The sequence below is a fragment of the Mesobacillus subterraneus genome, assembly GCF_020524355.2.
GTDB classification, from domain to species: Bacteria; Bacillota; Bacilli; order Bacillales; family Cytobacillaceae; genus Mesobacillus; species Mesobacillus subterraneus_C.
Genome location: NZ_CP129019.1, coordinates 2,001,321 through 2,016,447 on the forward strand (window position 1 = coordinate 2,001,321; position 15,127 = coordinate 2,016,447).

The 15,127-nt window shown below is 40.5% G+C and carries 16 protein-coding genes; 6 read left to right on the top strand and 10 right to left on the bottom strand.

The genetic code is table 11. The features are described from left to right. Positions 1-46 precede the first annotated feature (46 nt). A complete protein-coding gene (locus LC048_RS10250; protein WP_371932058.1) occupies positions 47-832 on the top strand; it encodes an SDR family oxidoreductase in 786 nt (261 codons plus the stop codon). 32 nt (positions 833-864) lie between these two features. Here LC048_RS10250 and LC048_RS10255 read toward each other — a convergent pair whose 3' ends face one another. The 4 genes from LC048_RS10255 to LC048_RS10270 all read right to left on the bottom strand — a co-directional run bounded on the left by LC048_RS10255 (position 865) and on the right by LC048_RS10270 (position 3,245). Beyond that, a complete protein-coding gene (locus LC048_RS10255) occupies positions 865-1,407 on the bottom strand; it encodes a GNAT family N-acetyltransferase (RefSeq protein WP_226600983.1) in 543 nt (180 codons plus the stop codon). A gap of 83 nt (positions 1,408-1,490) precedes the next feature. Continuing rightward, positions 1,491-2,021: a GNAT family N-acetyltransferase gene (locus tag LC048_RS10260; protein WP_226600984.1), complete on the bottom strand. Its 531-nt coding sequence runs from the start codon at positions 2,019-2,021 to the stop codon at positions 1,491-1,493. 8 nt (positions 2,022-2,029) lie between these two features. Then, positions 2,030-2,581 (bottom strand): GNAT family N-acetyltransferase, encoded by a 552-nt coding sequence (locus LC048_RS10265; RefSeq protein ID WP_226600985.1) that lies wholly within the window; start codon positions 2,579-2,581, stop codon positions 2,030-2,032. Between the two features lie 538 nt (positions 2,582-3,119). Next, positions 3,120-3,245, bottom strand: a complete 126-nt coding sequence (locus LC048_RS10270; RefSeq protein WP_264188207.1) for a hypothetical protein — start codon at positions 3,243-3,245, stop codon at positions 3,120-3,122. 158 nt (positions 3,246-3,403) lie between these two features. Between LC048_RS10270 and LC048_RS10275 the strand changes: the two genes are divergently transcribed. Further along, positions 3,404-3,592: a hypothetical protein gene (locus LC048_RS10275; RefSeq protein WP_264188222.1), complete on the top strand. Its 189-nt coding sequence runs from the start codon at positions 3,404-3,406 to the stop codon at positions 3,590-3,592. 299 nt (positions 3,593-3,891) lie between these two features. Here the strand turns inward: LC048_RS10275 and LC048_RS10280 are convergent, their stop codons facing one another. Continuing rightward, the gene (locus LC048_RS10280; RefSeq protein ID WP_226600987.1) at positions 3,892-4,110 is read right to left on the bottom strand and encodes a hypothetical protein; all 219 of its coding nucleotides are present in this window, start codon (positions 4,108-4,110) and stop codon (positions 3,892-3,894) included. Positions 4,111-4,606: 496 nt separating this feature from the next. After that, entirely contained in the window at positions 4,607-5,149 is a 543-nt protein-coding gene (locus LC048_RS10285) for an HD domain-containing protein (RefSeq protein WP_443137079.1), read from the bottom strand. Between the two features lie 135 nt (positions 5,150-5,284). Between LC048_RS10285 and LC048_RS10290 the strand changes: the two genes are divergently transcribed. The 4 genes from LC048_RS10290 (at position 5,285) to LC048_RS10305 (ending at position 11,351) form a co-directional block, all read left to right on the top strand. Next, positions 5,285-6,592, top strand: coding sequence for an alkaline phosphatase family protein (locus LC048_RS10290; protein WP_306050172.1), 1,308 nt, complete (start codon positions 5,285-5,287; stop codon positions 6,590-6,592). A 127-nt stretch (positions 6,593-6,719) separates the two neighbouring features. After that, the gene (locus LC048_RS10295) at positions 6,720-7,991 is read left to right on the top strand and encodes an MFS transporter (protein ID WP_306050174.1); all 1,272 of its coding nucleotides are present in this window, start codon (positions 6,720-6,722) and stop codon (positions 7,989-7,991) included. Positions 7,992-8,054: 63 nt separating this feature from the next. Then, a complete protein-coding gene (locus LC048_RS10300; protein WP_226600990.1) occupies positions 8,055-9,521 on the top strand; it encodes a M20 family peptidase in 1,467 nt (488 codons plus the stop codon). Between the two features lie 318 nt (positions 9,522-9,839). Beyond that, positions 9,840-11,351: a cache domain-containing protein gene (locus tag LC048_RS10305; protein ID WP_306050176.1), complete on the top strand. Its 1,512-nt coding sequence runs from the start codon at positions 9,840-9,842 to the stop codon at positions 11,349-11,351. A 400-nt stretch (positions 11,352-11,751) separates the two neighbouring features. Here the strand turns inward: LC048_RS10305 and LC048_RS10310 are convergent, their stop codons facing one another. From LC048_RS10310 to LC048_RS10330, 4 genes are all read right to left on the bottom strand, one after another. Next, the gene (locus LC048_RS10310; protein ID WP_306050178.1) at positions 11,752-12,201 is read right to left on the bottom strand and encodes a hypothetical protein; all 450 of its coding nucleotides are present in this window, start codon (positions 12,199-12,201) and stop codon (positions 11,752-11,754) included. Next, positions 12,198-12,578 (bottom strand): hypothetical protein, encoded by a 381-nt coding sequence (locus LC048_RS10315; protein ID WP_226600993.1) that lies wholly within the window; start codon positions 12,576-12,578, stop codon positions 12,198-12,200. The genes LC048_RS10310 and LC048_RS10315 overlap by 4 nt, the downstream gene beginning before the upstream one ends. A gap of 507 nt (positions 12,579-13,085) precedes the next feature. After that, on the bottom strand, positions 13,086-13,976 hold the full coding sequence (locus LC048_RS10325; RefSeq protein WP_226600994.1) for a carbohydrate kinase family protein: 891 nt from the start codon (positions 13,974-13,976) through the stop codon (positions 13,086-13,088). 481 nt (positions 13,977-14,457) lie between these two features. Further along, on the bottom strand, positions 14,458-15,117 hold the full coding sequence (locus LC048_RS10330; protein WP_226600995.1) for a hypothetical protein: 660 nt from the start codon (positions 15,115-15,117) through the stop codon (positions 14,458-14,460). Positions 15,118-15,127: the final 10 nt, after the last annotated feature.

Here is a 15,127-nt window from a genome sequence, read left to right on the forward strand (position 1 = left end):
AAAGGGGCATAGTTAAAATATTCATATCACCAAGGAGGAGGCAGCTATTTTGAGTCAATTAAATGGGAAGGTCGCGTTTATAACAGGTGCCAGCTCCGGAATCGGAAGAGCCGCAGCAATAAAATTGGCCCAGGAAGGTGCAAAGGTTGGCTTAATCGATGTGAAGGAAGAAAAAGCCGTGAATGTTAAGGAATCCATAGAAGAAGTTGGTGGAAGCGCGATGATTGTCGAATGTGATATCGCAAACCCAGAAGAAATGAAACGAAGTTATCAAAAGGTTGTTGATGAATGGGGAAAAGTCGATATCGTCTTCGCCAATGCAGGCATCAATGGAGTCATTGCCCCAATCGAAGACCTGGCTCCAGAGGATTGGGACGAAACCATCAACACGAATCTTAAAGGAACCTTTCTTACCGTAAAATATGCAATTCCGTATATGAAGAAGCACGGCGGCAGCATCATCATCACGAGCTCAATTAACGGAAACAGGATTTATAAAAATTTTGGAATGTCTGCCTATAGTACTTCCAAAATCGGCCAAACAGGCTTCGGTAAAATGGCAGCCCTGGAACTTGCGCAATACAAAGTAAGAGTCAATATTATCTGCCCGGGTGCTATCGAAACCAACATAGGGAAAAACACCTTCCCCCAAGAGGATGACCTAGAAAAAATCAAAATCCCAGTTGAATATCCAGAAGGCAATCAACCACTGGAAGAGCACGCAGGAAAGCCGGGCCAAGTCGCAGATCTTGTGTTCTTTCTCGCTTCCGATCTGTCATCGCATATTACCGGCACAGAAGTCTATATAGATGGGGCTGAATCGCTTTTATAAAGGGGAAATGCTCAGGGCTGCCTGAGCATTTTTTACGTGTTGATCAATCCGTAATAGACTAAATGTTCATACCGGTTTTCTTTCCTGACATGGTCAATTAAAATTCCTTCTTCTCTCATTCCTAACTTTTGCAACACGCGCCCGGATGCTGGGTTGGAATGAAAACAGCGAGCAAATACTTTATGATATTTCTTTTCACTGAACGCACATTGTACGATTCCTTCTGCTGCCTCTGTAGCATATCCTCTTCCCCAAAACTCTTCACCAATCCAGTAAGCTATTTCACCATGATTGAACCTCTGGTTGTTGGATAATGCGATAGCTCCGAACAGTTGACCACTTTCCTTATCGGTTACAGCGAACTCGTATGATTTATCTCTTTCAAAATTATCAAGATGACTTTTCATCCATATTAAAGCATCCTCAATGCTATATGGATAAGGAAGGTACAAAGTATTTTTAAAAATATTGTAGTTATTACAAAGACTGGCAACGTCTTCTGCATCTGATTTTTGAAAGATCCGAAGAACTAACCTGGAAGTAGTAATTGTTTTAGTTTGATGATTATAGTTCAAACAAAGGCCCCCATACTCAAAATAACTTCAGAAAGGTTTTCGGAGGTTAATGGGATGAAATCTAGTTCCATTTCTACTTCTTGTTATTTCTTACTCTCAAGCAACCAGCAATCACGATATTTTCCTTCGTGGAGCTCGTGTTTAGGAAGTAGTTTAACTTTCTTGAAACCGCATTTTTCGTAGCATTTTATTGCTCGCTCATTCCATACTTGCGGATCCATTACCACTTTGTCGGCTTTCATTTGCTCAAAAAGATGATTCGTCATCGATGTAACCAGTAAAGTTCCAATACCTCTATCCCAATAGTCAATTTCGCCAATAAACTGATCAGTTCCGAAAATTTTCCCACCCTCATATCCATAGTCTTTTTTAGTTGCCTCGTCCAGTTCATAATATTGAATATAGCCTATGGATTTATCTTCATACTCAATCATGCACTTAACTTCATCTTCATCTGAAGCATAAAAAACTCTGTCGACTTTTTCTAGATCGAAGGAATGATCTCTGCCTTCATAGTATTGAAGGACCTCGGGAGTAGAAAGCCATTTTGCTAGTAAGTGTTTATCTTTTCCTTTTAGCCTGCGAATCTTTATACTGCCGTTTTGAAATATCACATTGATCCCTACTTATGGTTTTGATTCCATTCTTCTGCTAAAACCCCGTAAACCACATGATCTACATAGTGATCATATAACCATTCTGCTTGTCGGATCCTTCCTTCATTTACAAAGCCTAATCTTTCAGGAATCCCTCTGCTCTTCTTATTTCCCTCCGCAGCTCTGATTTCAACTTTGTTCAAGTTCAAATGGTTAAAAGCGTAATCAGTCAATGCACTGGCAACTTTGGTCATGATTCCCTTCCCCTGGTACTCATGCCCGATCCAATAGCCGATGTAAGCCGTTTTGTTTGACCAGTTAATACTGTTGAAACCTGCAGTTCCGACAATCTCTCCTTCGTATAAAATAACGGTCGTCATACTCTTATTTTCTGCGTAGCCTTTCATCGTTCCTTTTAAGAATTCTCGTGTATCTTCAACCCCCGTTGTAAAGTCAAGCCATGGAAGCCACTCTTTTAAATAATCCCGTGCCTTTTCAGTTAGTTCAAACAGGGTATCCGCATCCGATACCTCTGTTAGCTTTATTGATAATTGTTCATCTATTTTATATAAAAACATTAGAGTTCCTCCTTAAAATGTTATTTTGAGATTATTCAAAAGTCTGCATCCTCAATAGAAAGTTCATTTTGTAACAAGATATTATTCGACAAAAGCTCCGTTTCCCCTTTTTTTGTTAAGAATTTTCTTCCATATAAAAGAACTGCCAGATAATTTGGAAGCCGTAGCTCCTCCCCATAAAAAATCATGTGGGAATTTAAATGTTTTCAGGGTTATTACCTCCATATCCAAATTCAGCAAACACTATTTTTAGTCTTCGGACATTTTTCTCCCGCCAACCCTGAAAGCTGTCCAAACTTCGGCTTACTTCGGACAGCTTTACGCCTTAATACCCAAAACCTGTCCAAACTTCGGCTTACTTCGGACAGCTTTACGCCTCAATATCCAAAACCTGTCCAAACTTCGGCTTACTTCGGACAGCTTTACGCGTCAATACCCAAAACCTGTCCGAACTTTGGCTTACTTCGGACAGCTTTACGCGTCAATACCCAAAACCTGTCCGAACTTTGGCTTACTTCGGACAGCTTTATCTCCGCAATCACAATACCTGTCCGAACTCGGCATTACTTTGGACAGGATTGATGCCTGCATTGAAAATGCTGGCTGAAATTGAAAGCAGTTGAAAGCATTCTTCCCTTCGTTTTTCATTAAACCATAATACCATTTCTTCTCCGCTCCAGGATAAATCAACCCTACTAAATTCCTTCTATTAATCAGTTCTAAACCTAGTATCCCGTCAATATCTTAGTGATAGGAAAGTCAATACTCTAGAAAAAGGTGATTGAAGTGTTTGTTGTCCATTTTTATGAGCAGAAAAATGAAATGCTGAATCAGTTGCTTAAGCGTGTGCCCGAGGTTGGGGAAGATCTTAAAATCAAGGGTCGTAAAGGCAAGGTTGCGAGTGTGACGGAAATTGATGAGAAAACGTACCATGTTCAAGTTGCGTTGGAAGCGAAAGTGAAAGCGAAACCTGGCGCAGCGGCCGACCCTGCCAAAAAGAAAAAAAGGTAATAAGAAATGGAGAACCAGGCAGGTTCTCCATTTCTTATTGCTTGTTCAAAAAGCCCAGTCATATTGTGCATAAAGTTCTGATCCAGTTGCCTATGCGTTTTCATCTATATTATATTTGCCATGTTGGTGTGCCCATTTTGTATCTTTTTAAGGATTTCCACTTTCTATAAGTCCAAAGCTGTCGGGGACCTCATCAAGAAAAATCTGAAATCTTCGCCACGCATCGTTGGTGTTTGTGCAATCATTAAATAAACTGGCGAACCACTTTTAAAAGCGGTTCGCCAGTTTGAATTTATTTTTTAATCAGGATTTTTTGTTTTCAGGGAGACGGCCAGAGGCTTTTTATCCAAACAGTATTCCAATAGAACGATTTTACCTTCAAGTTCAAGGTGTTTAGCCAGGGCGATTACTTCTTCCCCTTCTTCAACTGAGGACACAGACGAAATTCTTAAGTTGCCATCACTATTTTGGATATGTTTAAAAAGCTCTTCTTTTGATATTTTTGCTTTCGTCTTCATCTTTATCACCCCTTCTTAGGAATTACCTTTCTTTACCCAGGGATTTTGAAGATAAATCCAGGAAATAAAGACCAATTATGGGTAAATCAAGTTTATCCTCAGCTTATTTATTACTTAATTATTCAAGTTTTTGGGTTTTTTAGTCACCAATCACGCTTATTGGTTACCGTTAATTCTGGTTTTAGGATTTGATGTCACCAATAACTGTACCTGTAATGCTGTTTTCCCCAGCAGCTTTTAGTACCATTCTACAGATTTTTTCAAAGTGCTCACATGGCTAAAAACTGCCATAGGTAAGCGTATAACTCTTTCCGGATACTAGTATTTTCCAAAACTTATTTGAAGATCCATCTTTATAAATGAGCGTTGTCTCCATATCATTCTCACTCCTGCTGTATTATTTCCGGTTAGGCTGGTTCCTGTCCAGGATGTCATCCTTGTCCAAATCAGCATCTTTTGTTACTAAAAATTCATATTTGCTGCTACTGAATTTATCTCAATTAAACAAACGCTCGATTTCGATTTCGAGCTCCTCTAGTAACGGAAACGCAGACGAATGTCCAAGGCTTTTCAACACATGTCTGTAATACCATTCCTGCTGTTCTCTTCCGCGGTTGAACCTATTCCAAACTTCTTCACCACATTGTTCGACGTCCTGGCGAATCGATCTAACATTATGCAATTTATCCGCACAAGCTACTACGCGTATTTCTTCTGATGCCGTTCTTAAAAACTCGATGGTGTGTTCTTTCCGTTCTTCCCATGTTAGAGACTTGTCGGGCTCTGAACAACCTTTAACGATCACCGCAACAGCCTTTCCAAACTCCTGCTCGATATCTTCCATTGTTAGGTCTGTATCTTCAACCGTGTCATGAAGAATACCGCCTGCTACCATTTCATCGCTATATCTCGATTTTTGCAAAATCATCCCCACTGCCACAGGGTGAGCAATATACGGAATTTTTGTGTTTTTACGATACTGCCCTTCATGTGCCACTGAAGCAATTATCAATGCTTTATCGATTAAATCCATTTTCATCCTGCCTCCAGTTTTTCAGATACATAACTACTTCTTTAACGGATCAGTAAATCCTTTTTTACGAAAATGGCAAACCTGTTTATTTTTCCCAAAATATTCTGCTATATTTAATATATAAACCTTTTGGAGGCTGACATGGAAAAACTGACAGACCACTTAATCGTCATTTCCTTTGACTGTCTTTCAGAGCATGATGTTCCATTGCTCGGGGAGCTGCCGAATTTCAAGGCTTTTATAGATAATAGTTCTTTCTGTACTCAGGTGGAAACGATTTATCCTTCTGTTACATACCCTTGCCATGCGACAATCGTGACCGGTAATTTCCCTAATCGGCATGGTATTGTTAACAATACATTTGTCCAGCCTGGCAAAACCTCTCCCGACTGGTATTGGCACCGTCGGCATATTAAAGGGACAACCCTCTTCGATGAGGGAAAAAAGGCTGGCATGAGAACTGCTGCTTTATTATGGCCGGTCACGGCTAAGGCTGATATCGACTACAACATGCCTGAAATTTTCGCTAACCGGCCCTGGCATCACCAGATTCCTGTTTCGCTTTCCAATGGGAGTCCACGTTATCAGCTTGAGATGAACGCGAAATTCGGTCATATCAGGAACGGATTGAGTCAGCCTGAGCTCGATGATTTCGTTTTGGAAGCAACAGTTGAAACCATCAGAACGAGAAAGCCTGAATTGATGTTGATCCATTTTGTTGATCTAGATTCTCAGCGCCATATGCATGGATTTTCATCAGAAGAAGCCAAGGCTGCGCTTCACCGTCATGACAAGAGGCTTGGCAAAATCATGAATGCGCTCAAAGAGGCTGGCATTGCCGAGAATTCAACAGTTATCATTCTTGGTGACCACAGCGCACTGGATGAGTCTAAAGTGGTGAAAGTGAACGTAATATTTAAAGAACGAGGACTTATCCAAACCAATGCTTCAGGCAAAGTGATCAACTGGAAAGCCTATTGCAAGAGTTGTGACGGCTCAGCCTATGTCTATGTAAAAGATCCAAACGATGATGCTGTGAAAAATACAGTTTCAGATATTTTGGCGGAGCTTTTACAGGACAAAAGCAATGGCATTGAAGCAGCCATCACTGGTTCTGAAGCAAACGCAAAAGGAGCTGATGGAACAGCCTTCAGGATGCTTGAAGCTGCCAAGGGCTATTACTTTAGCGAGGCAATAGATGGTGACTACATGGAAGAAGTGACAGAACAGGATGCAAGGACAAAAAAGTACACGTTTGCCTGTCATGGATACTCCCCTGAAAAAGAAGGTTATCACACTGTTTTCTTCGCGGCTGGTAAAGGCATCCGTCCAGGAATCTCCATCAAATCTATGCACCTTGCAGACGAAGTCCCAACCTTTGCTCGCCTGCTGGGTCTTGACCTCGGCGATACAGATGGCTCTATCCTTGAAGGGATTTTAGACATTTAGCACTAGGAAAGAAGGTCTTTGAGGGAATCGAAGCGAATTATATTACCAGTTGGAACACTTTTATGAGCGTTGAGATGGAATGGTTCAACTGAATAGACAAAAAAACAAACTTATTGGGGGCAAAAGGATGAAAGGTTTTACGAAGGAAGAGAGCAGCTGGATCCGTTATGACTGGGCAAGCTCGGCTTATTCGATTATCATTTCGACGGCTGTGTTCCCGCTTTTTTATAAAGCTTCCGCTACGGAGGCTGGTGTGAGCCTTTCTAATTCTACCGCGTATTTGGGTTATACGATTGCGATTGCCACCTTCATTTTGGCATTGATCGGTCCAATTCTTGGAACCATAGCGGACTATCAAGGAATGAAGAAACGATTCTTCACTATTTTCTTTACGTTAGGGATCACTTTTACAGCTGGTCTTGCTTTCGTGCCGAGCGGGAACTGGCTGATGCTGCTTGTCGTATACACCCTTGCCGTGCTTGGGTCGACAGGTTCAAACGTTTTCTACGATGCCTTCATCGTTGATGTAACGAAGGATGAACGAATGGACCGAGTTTCTGCTAGAGGATACGGGATGGGTTACATCGGGAGTACGATTCCATTTATCATCAGTATCGCAATCATTATATTAGCCCAGACAAATGTCCTGCCAATTTCTATGACATTGACCAGTCAGACTGCTTTTATCATTACTGCCCTATGGTGGGGACTTTTTTCAATCCCTTTGTTTAAAAATGTTCATCAAAAGCATTACATCGAGCGTGAACCTCAGCTGGTGCTGCAAAGCTTCAGACGTTTAGGAAAAACCTTTAAGGAAATCCGCAAATACAGGGCATTATTTTTATTTTTATTAGCTTATTTCTTTTACATTGACGGTGTTGGAACGATCATCACGATGTCTACAGCTTATGGAACCGATCTGGGAATCAGTTCTACTAACCTATTAATCATCCTTTTCGTTACCCAGGTCGTCGCCTGGCCGTTCGCGATTTTGTTCGGAAAACTATCTGAGCGTTTTACCGGTAAGAAAATGCTTTATGTCGGAATTACCGTTTATATTTTTGTTTGTATCTACGCTTACTTCCTGGAAACAACAACGGATTTCTGGATCCTGGCTATGCTTGTTGCTACATCACAAGGTGGCATCCAGGCGCTAAGCCGGTCTTATTTTGCAAAATTGGTGCCGAAAGCGAACGCGAATGAGTTTTTCGGATTCTATAATATCTTCGGGAAATTTGCTTCAATCATGGGTCCGCTTATGGTCGGGTTGACTGCACAGCTTACTGGCAATTCAAGCATGGGAGTGTTCAGCCTAGTCATCCTCTTTGTTATTGGGATGGTCATTCTAGCCTTTGTTCCAGAACCAGAAACTCAGCCTAAAGCACCTGAAATTGCATAGAAGGAAGCCTCTGGGAAACTGGAGGCTTTTTTTAAAAAATTATTGGAGGTTTTCTTATAATCTATGAAAAAAATAAAACTTTCCTTAATGATCACTGCCAGCCTGCTCCTTGTTTTTATCATTGTCACCATGTTCAATACCCTCACCTTGCAATCCCGTCAGCCCTCACCCAAACATGTTAATGGCTCTATAAAAGAAGACCATGCAATCAATACCCTATCAAAAGCAATACAATTTAAAACAGTATCCTATCAGGACCGCAGCAAGATGGACCTGAAAGAATTCGACAGCTTCATTTCCTTTTTAGAACTGAGTTTTCCCATGGTGCATGAGGAACTTGAGCTTGAAAAAGTGAATGGTTATGCGCTTGTATATAAGTGGAAAGGAAATGACTCCACCAAACTCCCTATTGGACTGACAAGCCATTACGATGTTGTTCCTGTTCTTGAAGGTACGGAGGCAAACTGGGAACATGATCCATTCAGCGGGACCATTGCCGAAGGAAAGATTTGGGGACGCGGTACACTGGATGACAAAATTGGTGTGATTGGAGTACTTGAAGCTGCAGAACACCTGCTCAGCGAAGGTTATCAGCCTTCACGAGATATCTATCTTATGTTCGGGCATGATGAAGAAATCGGTGGGGATAAAGGAGCCGCAATGATTGTAAGCACCCTTAATGAACGAGGCATCAAGTTTGATTTCGTTTTAGATGAAGGAGGAGCAATCGTGGAGAACATGGTTCCGGGTGTCAATAAACCCGTCGGCGTTGTAGGTGTTTCTGAAAAGGGTTCTGCGACTGCAGAGCTGTCGATCGAAGGAAGCGGCGGCCATTCTTCGCAGCCAAAAGACAGGACCAATATCGGCAGGATTGCCGGCGCCATTGCTAAGCTGGAAAAAAACCAGTTTCCTGCCGACCTTAGAGGACCTGTTGAGGATTTATTTGAATTTGTCGCTCCTGAAATGAGCTTTGGCATGAAATATGTCTTTGCCAACAAATTCATTTTCGAACCGGTCATTGAAAAAATTCTCCTCAAGCAGCCTGCCTCCGCTGCTCTGATCAGGACTACGATCGCGCCAACGATCTTCCATGCTGGTGAGCAGTACAACGCGCTTCCAGAAAAAGCATCAGCGATTGTCAACCTCCGCCTCATGCCTGGTGATTCGTTGGAAGAAGTGAAGGATTTTATTGAAAAAACGATCGATGACGAGGATATCAAAGTTACAATTGAAGGCTCCGAAGCCTCTGGTGTTTCCTCCATTGATAGCTGGCATTTCAAATCCATCCAGCAAAGCGCAAAAAATGTCTATGAGGAAGCAGTTATCGCCCCCTATCTGATGTTCGCCGGTTCCGATGCAAAGCATTACGACAGCATCGCCGAAAACACATATCGTTTCCTCCCTGTCCAGTTGACATCAGAAGATCTTAACAGGATGCATGGAACGAATGAGCATATTAGTATCGAGAACTATCTTAAGGCAATTAGTTTTTATATGGAAGTTATTATAGAAGCGAATAAAGAACAGTAGAGTATGATTTTTAATGAATTGGGCTGAGATTATTTTACTTTAGTAATAAAGCTCGCCCATTTCTTTTCCTGTTTTAAAAAAGTTTCACTAACATAGTACCGGGTGAACACCCTTTCGGGAATTAAAAAAGCTCACCCTTCTAAGCTTTAAACGAGGTGAAATTTGTGAAACTATATTGGCTGTCAATCTTCTTTAATTGAACTAAGTTTTACCCCATTGCATAGCTACCTCTCTATCATTTTTGTTTTCTGCTAAAACATTGTACATTTATGTCGATAAAATAGAGAAGAGATTGTTGAACGAGAGGGATTTTTTTATATGAAACTAAACCTCCGAGCCTATATGGCTCTATTTTTTGGTGTCATCATCATAGCGCTGACGATGCTATTGAGCATAACGATCAGCAAACATTCTAGTGAAACGATAAAAAGAGAGATAGGAAATAGCCTGTCTACTACGTCCTTTCATATGGCAGATAAACTGGATTCGTTCATGTGGTCACGTATCGGAGAAGTTGAGGTCCTAAGTCAAATTGAGGATATTAATTCTCTTGAAGATCTGCAGTCAGCACAGGTATTGCTGGACCAGTTAAATACGAGTATACCAGTATTTTCGTGGATTGGACTGACCGACTCGACTGGTAAGGTGGTCGCAGCCTCTGACGAGATTCTTGTAGGAGTAGATATTTCTCAGCGCCCTGTTTATCTGGAAGGGAAAAAAGGAACTTTCATTGGCGATGTCCATAACGCAGTTCTTCTTGCAAACCTGCTTCCGAATCCAACTGGAGAACCGATGCAATTTGTTGACATCAGCAAAGCGTTAGTAGATGAAAATGGGAAATTCACTGGTGTTCTGACCACACATCTTAGTTGGGAATGGTCAAGGCAAGTTCAGGATGAAATCGTCGAACCTTTAAAGGATGAATTGAGCGGAGCCGAAGTATTTGTGGTGAGTGATTTGGACAGCACCGTTCTCCTTGGACCAGATAGTATGACTGGGAAAGTCCTTGATGTTGAGAGTGTACAAAAAGCAAGGAAGGGTGCCAACAGTTGGGTCGTTGAAAAGTGGCCGGACGGTAAAAATTATTTGACCGGATTCGCAGTTGGCGACGGTCATGATGATTATTCTGGACTTGGATGGACAGTCATTGTCCGTCTCCCTGAAGAGAACGCTTTTTCCCCTGTCGGACAATTAAAATCTTTTATTATCAAACTGGGAACAATAACTGCTTTTGTCTTTGCTTTCATCGGCTGGCTCCTAGCTGGTTTCATAACCAACCCTTTACGAAAGATATCCAGAGCTGCCCATTGTATAAGAATCGGCAAAGAAAGCACAATTCCTTTAATAAAAGGAATCAAAGACCTTGAACTCCTATCCAGTTCCTTGAGGGATTTGGTTGACACATTGGTACATACAGAATCCAGTTTAGGGAAAATGGAAAAACTGGCACATCATGATCTTCTGACCGGTCTTGGAAATCGTACAGCGCTTGATCAATTTTTAGGACAAGCCAAAACTACCGGGAATTCATTATCCTTTTTATATTTAGATTTGGATGGATTTAAAATAATCAACGATACTTATGGACATCAAACAGGTGACCTGCTGTTAATAGAAGTGGCTCGCAGGCTGAAAGAATTTAGCCGGAAAGAAGATCCTATCTTCAGAATTGGCGGTGACGAATTTCTTATGGTTGTCAGCAGTCCAGCTGAGTCAAAGAAACATGTGCTTAGCGCCATAGCGAACAAGCTGATTAAAAACATTAACAACCCTTATGAAGTAGCTGAATCAAAACTTCATGTCGGATGCAGCGTTGGTGGCGCAATATGACCCAAACATGACATCGACCCTTTTACCGTCATTAGTTACGCTGATGAAGCACTATATGCCTCGAAACGAGCCGGTAAAAATATGTTCACCTTTCACACGGATAAACAACAAAAAGAAATGCCAGGAGTGTAATCTCCTGGCATTTTGTGTTTTATCCGCACATTATTCCCTTTAATGTGAAGATAATCTTCGTACATCCAGATCTATCCGCACATTATTCCTTTTAATGTGATGAAAATCTTTGTTTCTGTATTCAGAAGTCTCCTCGAAAAGAGCCCCTACACCTTATATTACGAGATTCATATTGAAACATGAATGAAAAGCAATATTCAATGCGAAAACAGCCTTTTCAAAACATCCAGTCGAGAAGGATTAGTGAATTGGATGATAATACAATTAATTACAATTCTTCTCCGTTTTTCATTAAGAACTCCTCCAGCCATTGATAATCCACAGGGCCATTTGTGATTTCATATTGATACTGATCATTTAATAGAACATCCCTTTCGATTAACGAAGGCGTGGTAACTTGGTCGTCTTCATATTCCAATTGGAATATGAATTGTTCGTCTGGATATTCAGAAACAAAATCGCGATCGCCAATTTTTTTCACTCTATATTGACTTAGGTAACTAATCAGCTCCTGGATTGCCTTATCATCAGTTAATTGCCGATTATATGCTGCCTTTTCATCCTTAATCGGAAGTTGATTATAATAGATTTTTTCAATTTTGCTTGTATCTAGCAAATCCGCTAAAGTCTTTTCACGATAATCGTCCCAACTGGTAACACCATATATAAGTAAAATAACAATTACGATGGAAAATATATAGAAGTTTTTCTTTTTCAAACCCTCTCTCCTTCCTTTAAGGATAAAACTCTCCCTAAAATGAAGCCATAAATCCAGTGACCCGCCATCCAAAATAAAAAGGCGTTTGCACTGGTGATTGGTGGTGTCCGTTCTGAGAGAAGCGTTGTTGGATAGAGCAGCAAACCAACTATTAAGCTCACTCTAATAACAAAGCGAGAGATTGTTTCTTTTTGAAAGTTCTTTCTGGTAATGTAAAAGTTAAGCCCGAATGCCAGTACTATTGCTATCACCATATGCAAACCAAACTCCACAACTTCAGATAATTTAAAATCCTTAAGAATCGGTATATAATCAACATTCAGCAATAAGGTATAAACTTTTATGCTTGTTATAGATTGGCTTAGCTTTAAAAACAATCCAAGGACGATCCCTGATATCAGCCCTCCGACTAATGGTTTTATTTTTGCATTGATAGGACTTCTCCCTCCTCTAAGTTATCATAAAATCAAATTGTCGATTCATTCGTTACCTATTCGGGAGAAATGGCTGATATTCCTGTAGGGAATAGAAAAAAGCAAGTCATCTAGACCTGCTTTTCAGTGATATAGCGACTTTACTCTCTAAAGGTCGCTTAACAATTGGTTAATCTCCGATTGGCTCAATCTTACCGGCATCTGATCATTTAGAGTGATGATTTGCCCATCGGGATCGTTTTGATGTTTTTTCAAATATTCATAAACGGAATTCATCTGGAACTCTTTGAAAATAGATTGGGTATCAAAACTTTTCACCCGCTGCAGAGAAAATTCGTTTATAGCTTGATCGAATTAACCAGAGATGATCTTTCCCTCAACAAACATTCTATCACTCCCTTTGTATGGTGAAGATATTTTCCCCCATACCTAGGAACAAAACACATCGAGTTAACCGAAATATTTTTGATACTCTTCTTCAAGCAGGCGAGGATTTAATTCCTCGTATGCTAACTCCTTTGAGGTGATACAAAGTCCGGCACAAATTGTTCCCAGTTTCAGTGATTCCTCCGTTGATTTCCCCTTTAAAAACCCAAATAAGAAGCCAGAGAAAAAGCTGTCACCTGCCCCGTTAGCATCCTTGTATTGATAATCTCTGATAATCGGAGTTTCAATCCATTTCTGATGACTTGTAAGAGCCGTTGCCCCATTCTTTCCGTGTGTGCAGACAACCATTTGTTTCCCCATAGATATCCACTTTTCCATCATCGGTTTGTAATCAGGCATATGATCAGAGCTAACGAAAATAAAATCTGCAATCTCGATAAACGCTTCGTGATATGGGTTGCCGGGATTATAGTCATGTAAATCTGTCCAGACAGGTTTGTTATATTTTTTAATAAGTGGAATAAGCTGCTTTGTGTATGCGATGATATTCAACACAATTAAATCAGAACCTTTAATTAGCTGCTCGATCCTGTGCAAGTTAAGATGCAATTCAGCTGAAGACTGGGTGACAAAGATCGAAATCCGCTCTCCGGCTAGGCTCATCAAGTTCACATGCCTTTCAGTCCCCCGAGGGTCATGGTCATAAACAAAATCGACACCATCTTCATCCAGTTTCTTTCTGATTTTCGCTCCATACTCATCATTCCCGATAATGGAATGGAGTGTAACAGGAATATTCAGCTTCGACAGGTTCAGTGCTTTCCCTGCACCAGTAGAACCCAAAGTCTCAGTAAATGCTGCATAATGGATGGTTTGCGGCACCGGATCTGGAAGTTTTTCCAGATGAATGACAGAATCGAAAGTAGTTCCACCTATTATAAGTACATTACCCATGTGTTGTCCTCCTTTTTCCGTTACACCTGTAAAATCAACGTCAAGTATCGATAGCTCTGCCTCCGTAAAATCGAAAAACACACTGGTATTGATAAGCATTTAGCCATTGAACCTTGAAGGTATGATCATCAACCAGCCTCTACGTTGTCTTCACTAAATCGATGGACATCATCTAGTCCGACGAAAATATCTAAAACCCACTCATGTTATTCTTCTGGTTAAGACTAAGACGTTACTACTTTAATTTAGGTTATGAATATTAGTTCGAAGTTCGCCAACCTATAATTAGAGCATAACAAAAACAGACCTTTTAACTATAGACTTATTTGTCTAGTCAACAACATCTTCAAGAAGATTCTTTGACATTTACTCTGTATTTTTATAAGGGAAAACACTCATAAGTTATAATTTTCCCAAAGAAAAAGAAGCGTTTTAGGCGCTTCTCATAATCATTTCCTGATTCCCTTCGGTTCTTTTCTACTCACAACTTCCTGACTTTATCATCATCAACAATTTTTAAATTAATCCCCCAGGCTTCCCCACTCATTGACCCAACTCCTAATTTAGAAAGATCTATTTCAGTTTTAATTATGATTATTTCTCTTTCTTTTTTATCCAGGATTACTTCGAATGGACCTCCTTGATTCATTAAGGAGAGTAATGGTGTTTCATCTTCGAACCGGTATTTTTCATAGAATTCAATGTTGAATTGAACGGTTTGATTGCTGTGATTTTTAAAAGGGAGCTGGCAGTTAGCATATAGGGTAGATTCGTCTTTCATTTCAAACTTACAGGAACTTCCCTTTCGCTCATATTCCACCGCATTGATACCTGATGCGAATGTTCTTTGATATGCACTTACCAGTTCTGTCGGTAAGAAAACAACCAGTAATATGGCGAACAAGACCATTCGCTTATGAAATTTTTCCAGAGATTTTACCAGGAAGAATAAACTGATTCCGAATAAGATAAGACCTGTGATTCCAATATAATTAACTCCTTCTGTGGTGGTAATTGGAAAATTCAAAGCTGAACTAACTTCCTGCCCGAGGGGATATTCATGAGGGAATGGAAAGTTAAGTGCTATTGATAAAAAGAAAAAAATAATGGCAGTGATCAAAAATCCTTTATTTCTCAGCATCGGAACATTC

Bases quoted from the DNA above. Each gene is read 5' to 3' on its own strand.
- LC048_RS10265 (WP_226600985.1), bottom strand. From the start codon at position 2,581: ATGTTTTTATATAAAATAGATGAACAATTATCAATAAAGCTAACAGAG.
- LC048_RS10270 (WP_264188207.1), bottom strand. From the start codon at position 3,245: ATGGTATTATGGTTTAATGAAAAACGAAGGGAAGAATGCTTTCAACTG.
- LC048_RS10275 (WP_264188222.1), top strand. From the start codon at position 3,404: ATGCTGAATCAGTTGCTTAAGCGTGTGCCCGAGGTTGGGGAAGATCTT.
- LC048_RS10280 (WP_226600987.1), bottom strand. From the start codon at position 4,110: ATGAAGACGAAAGCAAAAATATCAAAAGAAGAGCTTTTTAAACATATC.
- LC048_RS10285 (WP_443137079.1), bottom strand. From the start codon at position 5,149: ATGAAAATGGATTTAATCGATAAAGCATTGATAATTGCTTCAGTGGCA.
- LC048_RS10290 (WP_306050172.1), top strand. From the start codon at position 5,285: ATGGAAAAACTGACAGACCACTTAATCGTCATTTCCTTTGACTGTCTT.
- LC048_RS10295 (WP_306050174.1), top strand. From the start codon at position 6,720: ATGAAAGGTTTTACGAAGGAAGAGAGCAGCTGGATCCGTTATGACTGG.
- LC048_RS10300 (WP_226600990.1), top strand. From the start codon at position 8,055: ATGAAAAAAATAAAACTTTCCTTAATGATCACTGCCAGCCTGCTCCTT.
- LC048_RS10305 (WP_306050176.1), top strand. From the start codon at position 9,840: ATGAAACTAAACCTCCGAGCCTATATGGCTCTATTTTTTGGTGTCATC.
- LC048_RS10325 (WP_226600994.1), bottom strand. From the start codon at position 13,976: ATGGGTAATGTACTTATAATAGGTGGAACTACTTTCGATTCTGTCATT.
- LC048_RS10330 (WP_226600995.1), bottom strand. From the start codon at position 15,117: ATGCTGAGAAATAAAGGATTTTTGATCACTGCCATTATTTTTTTCTTT.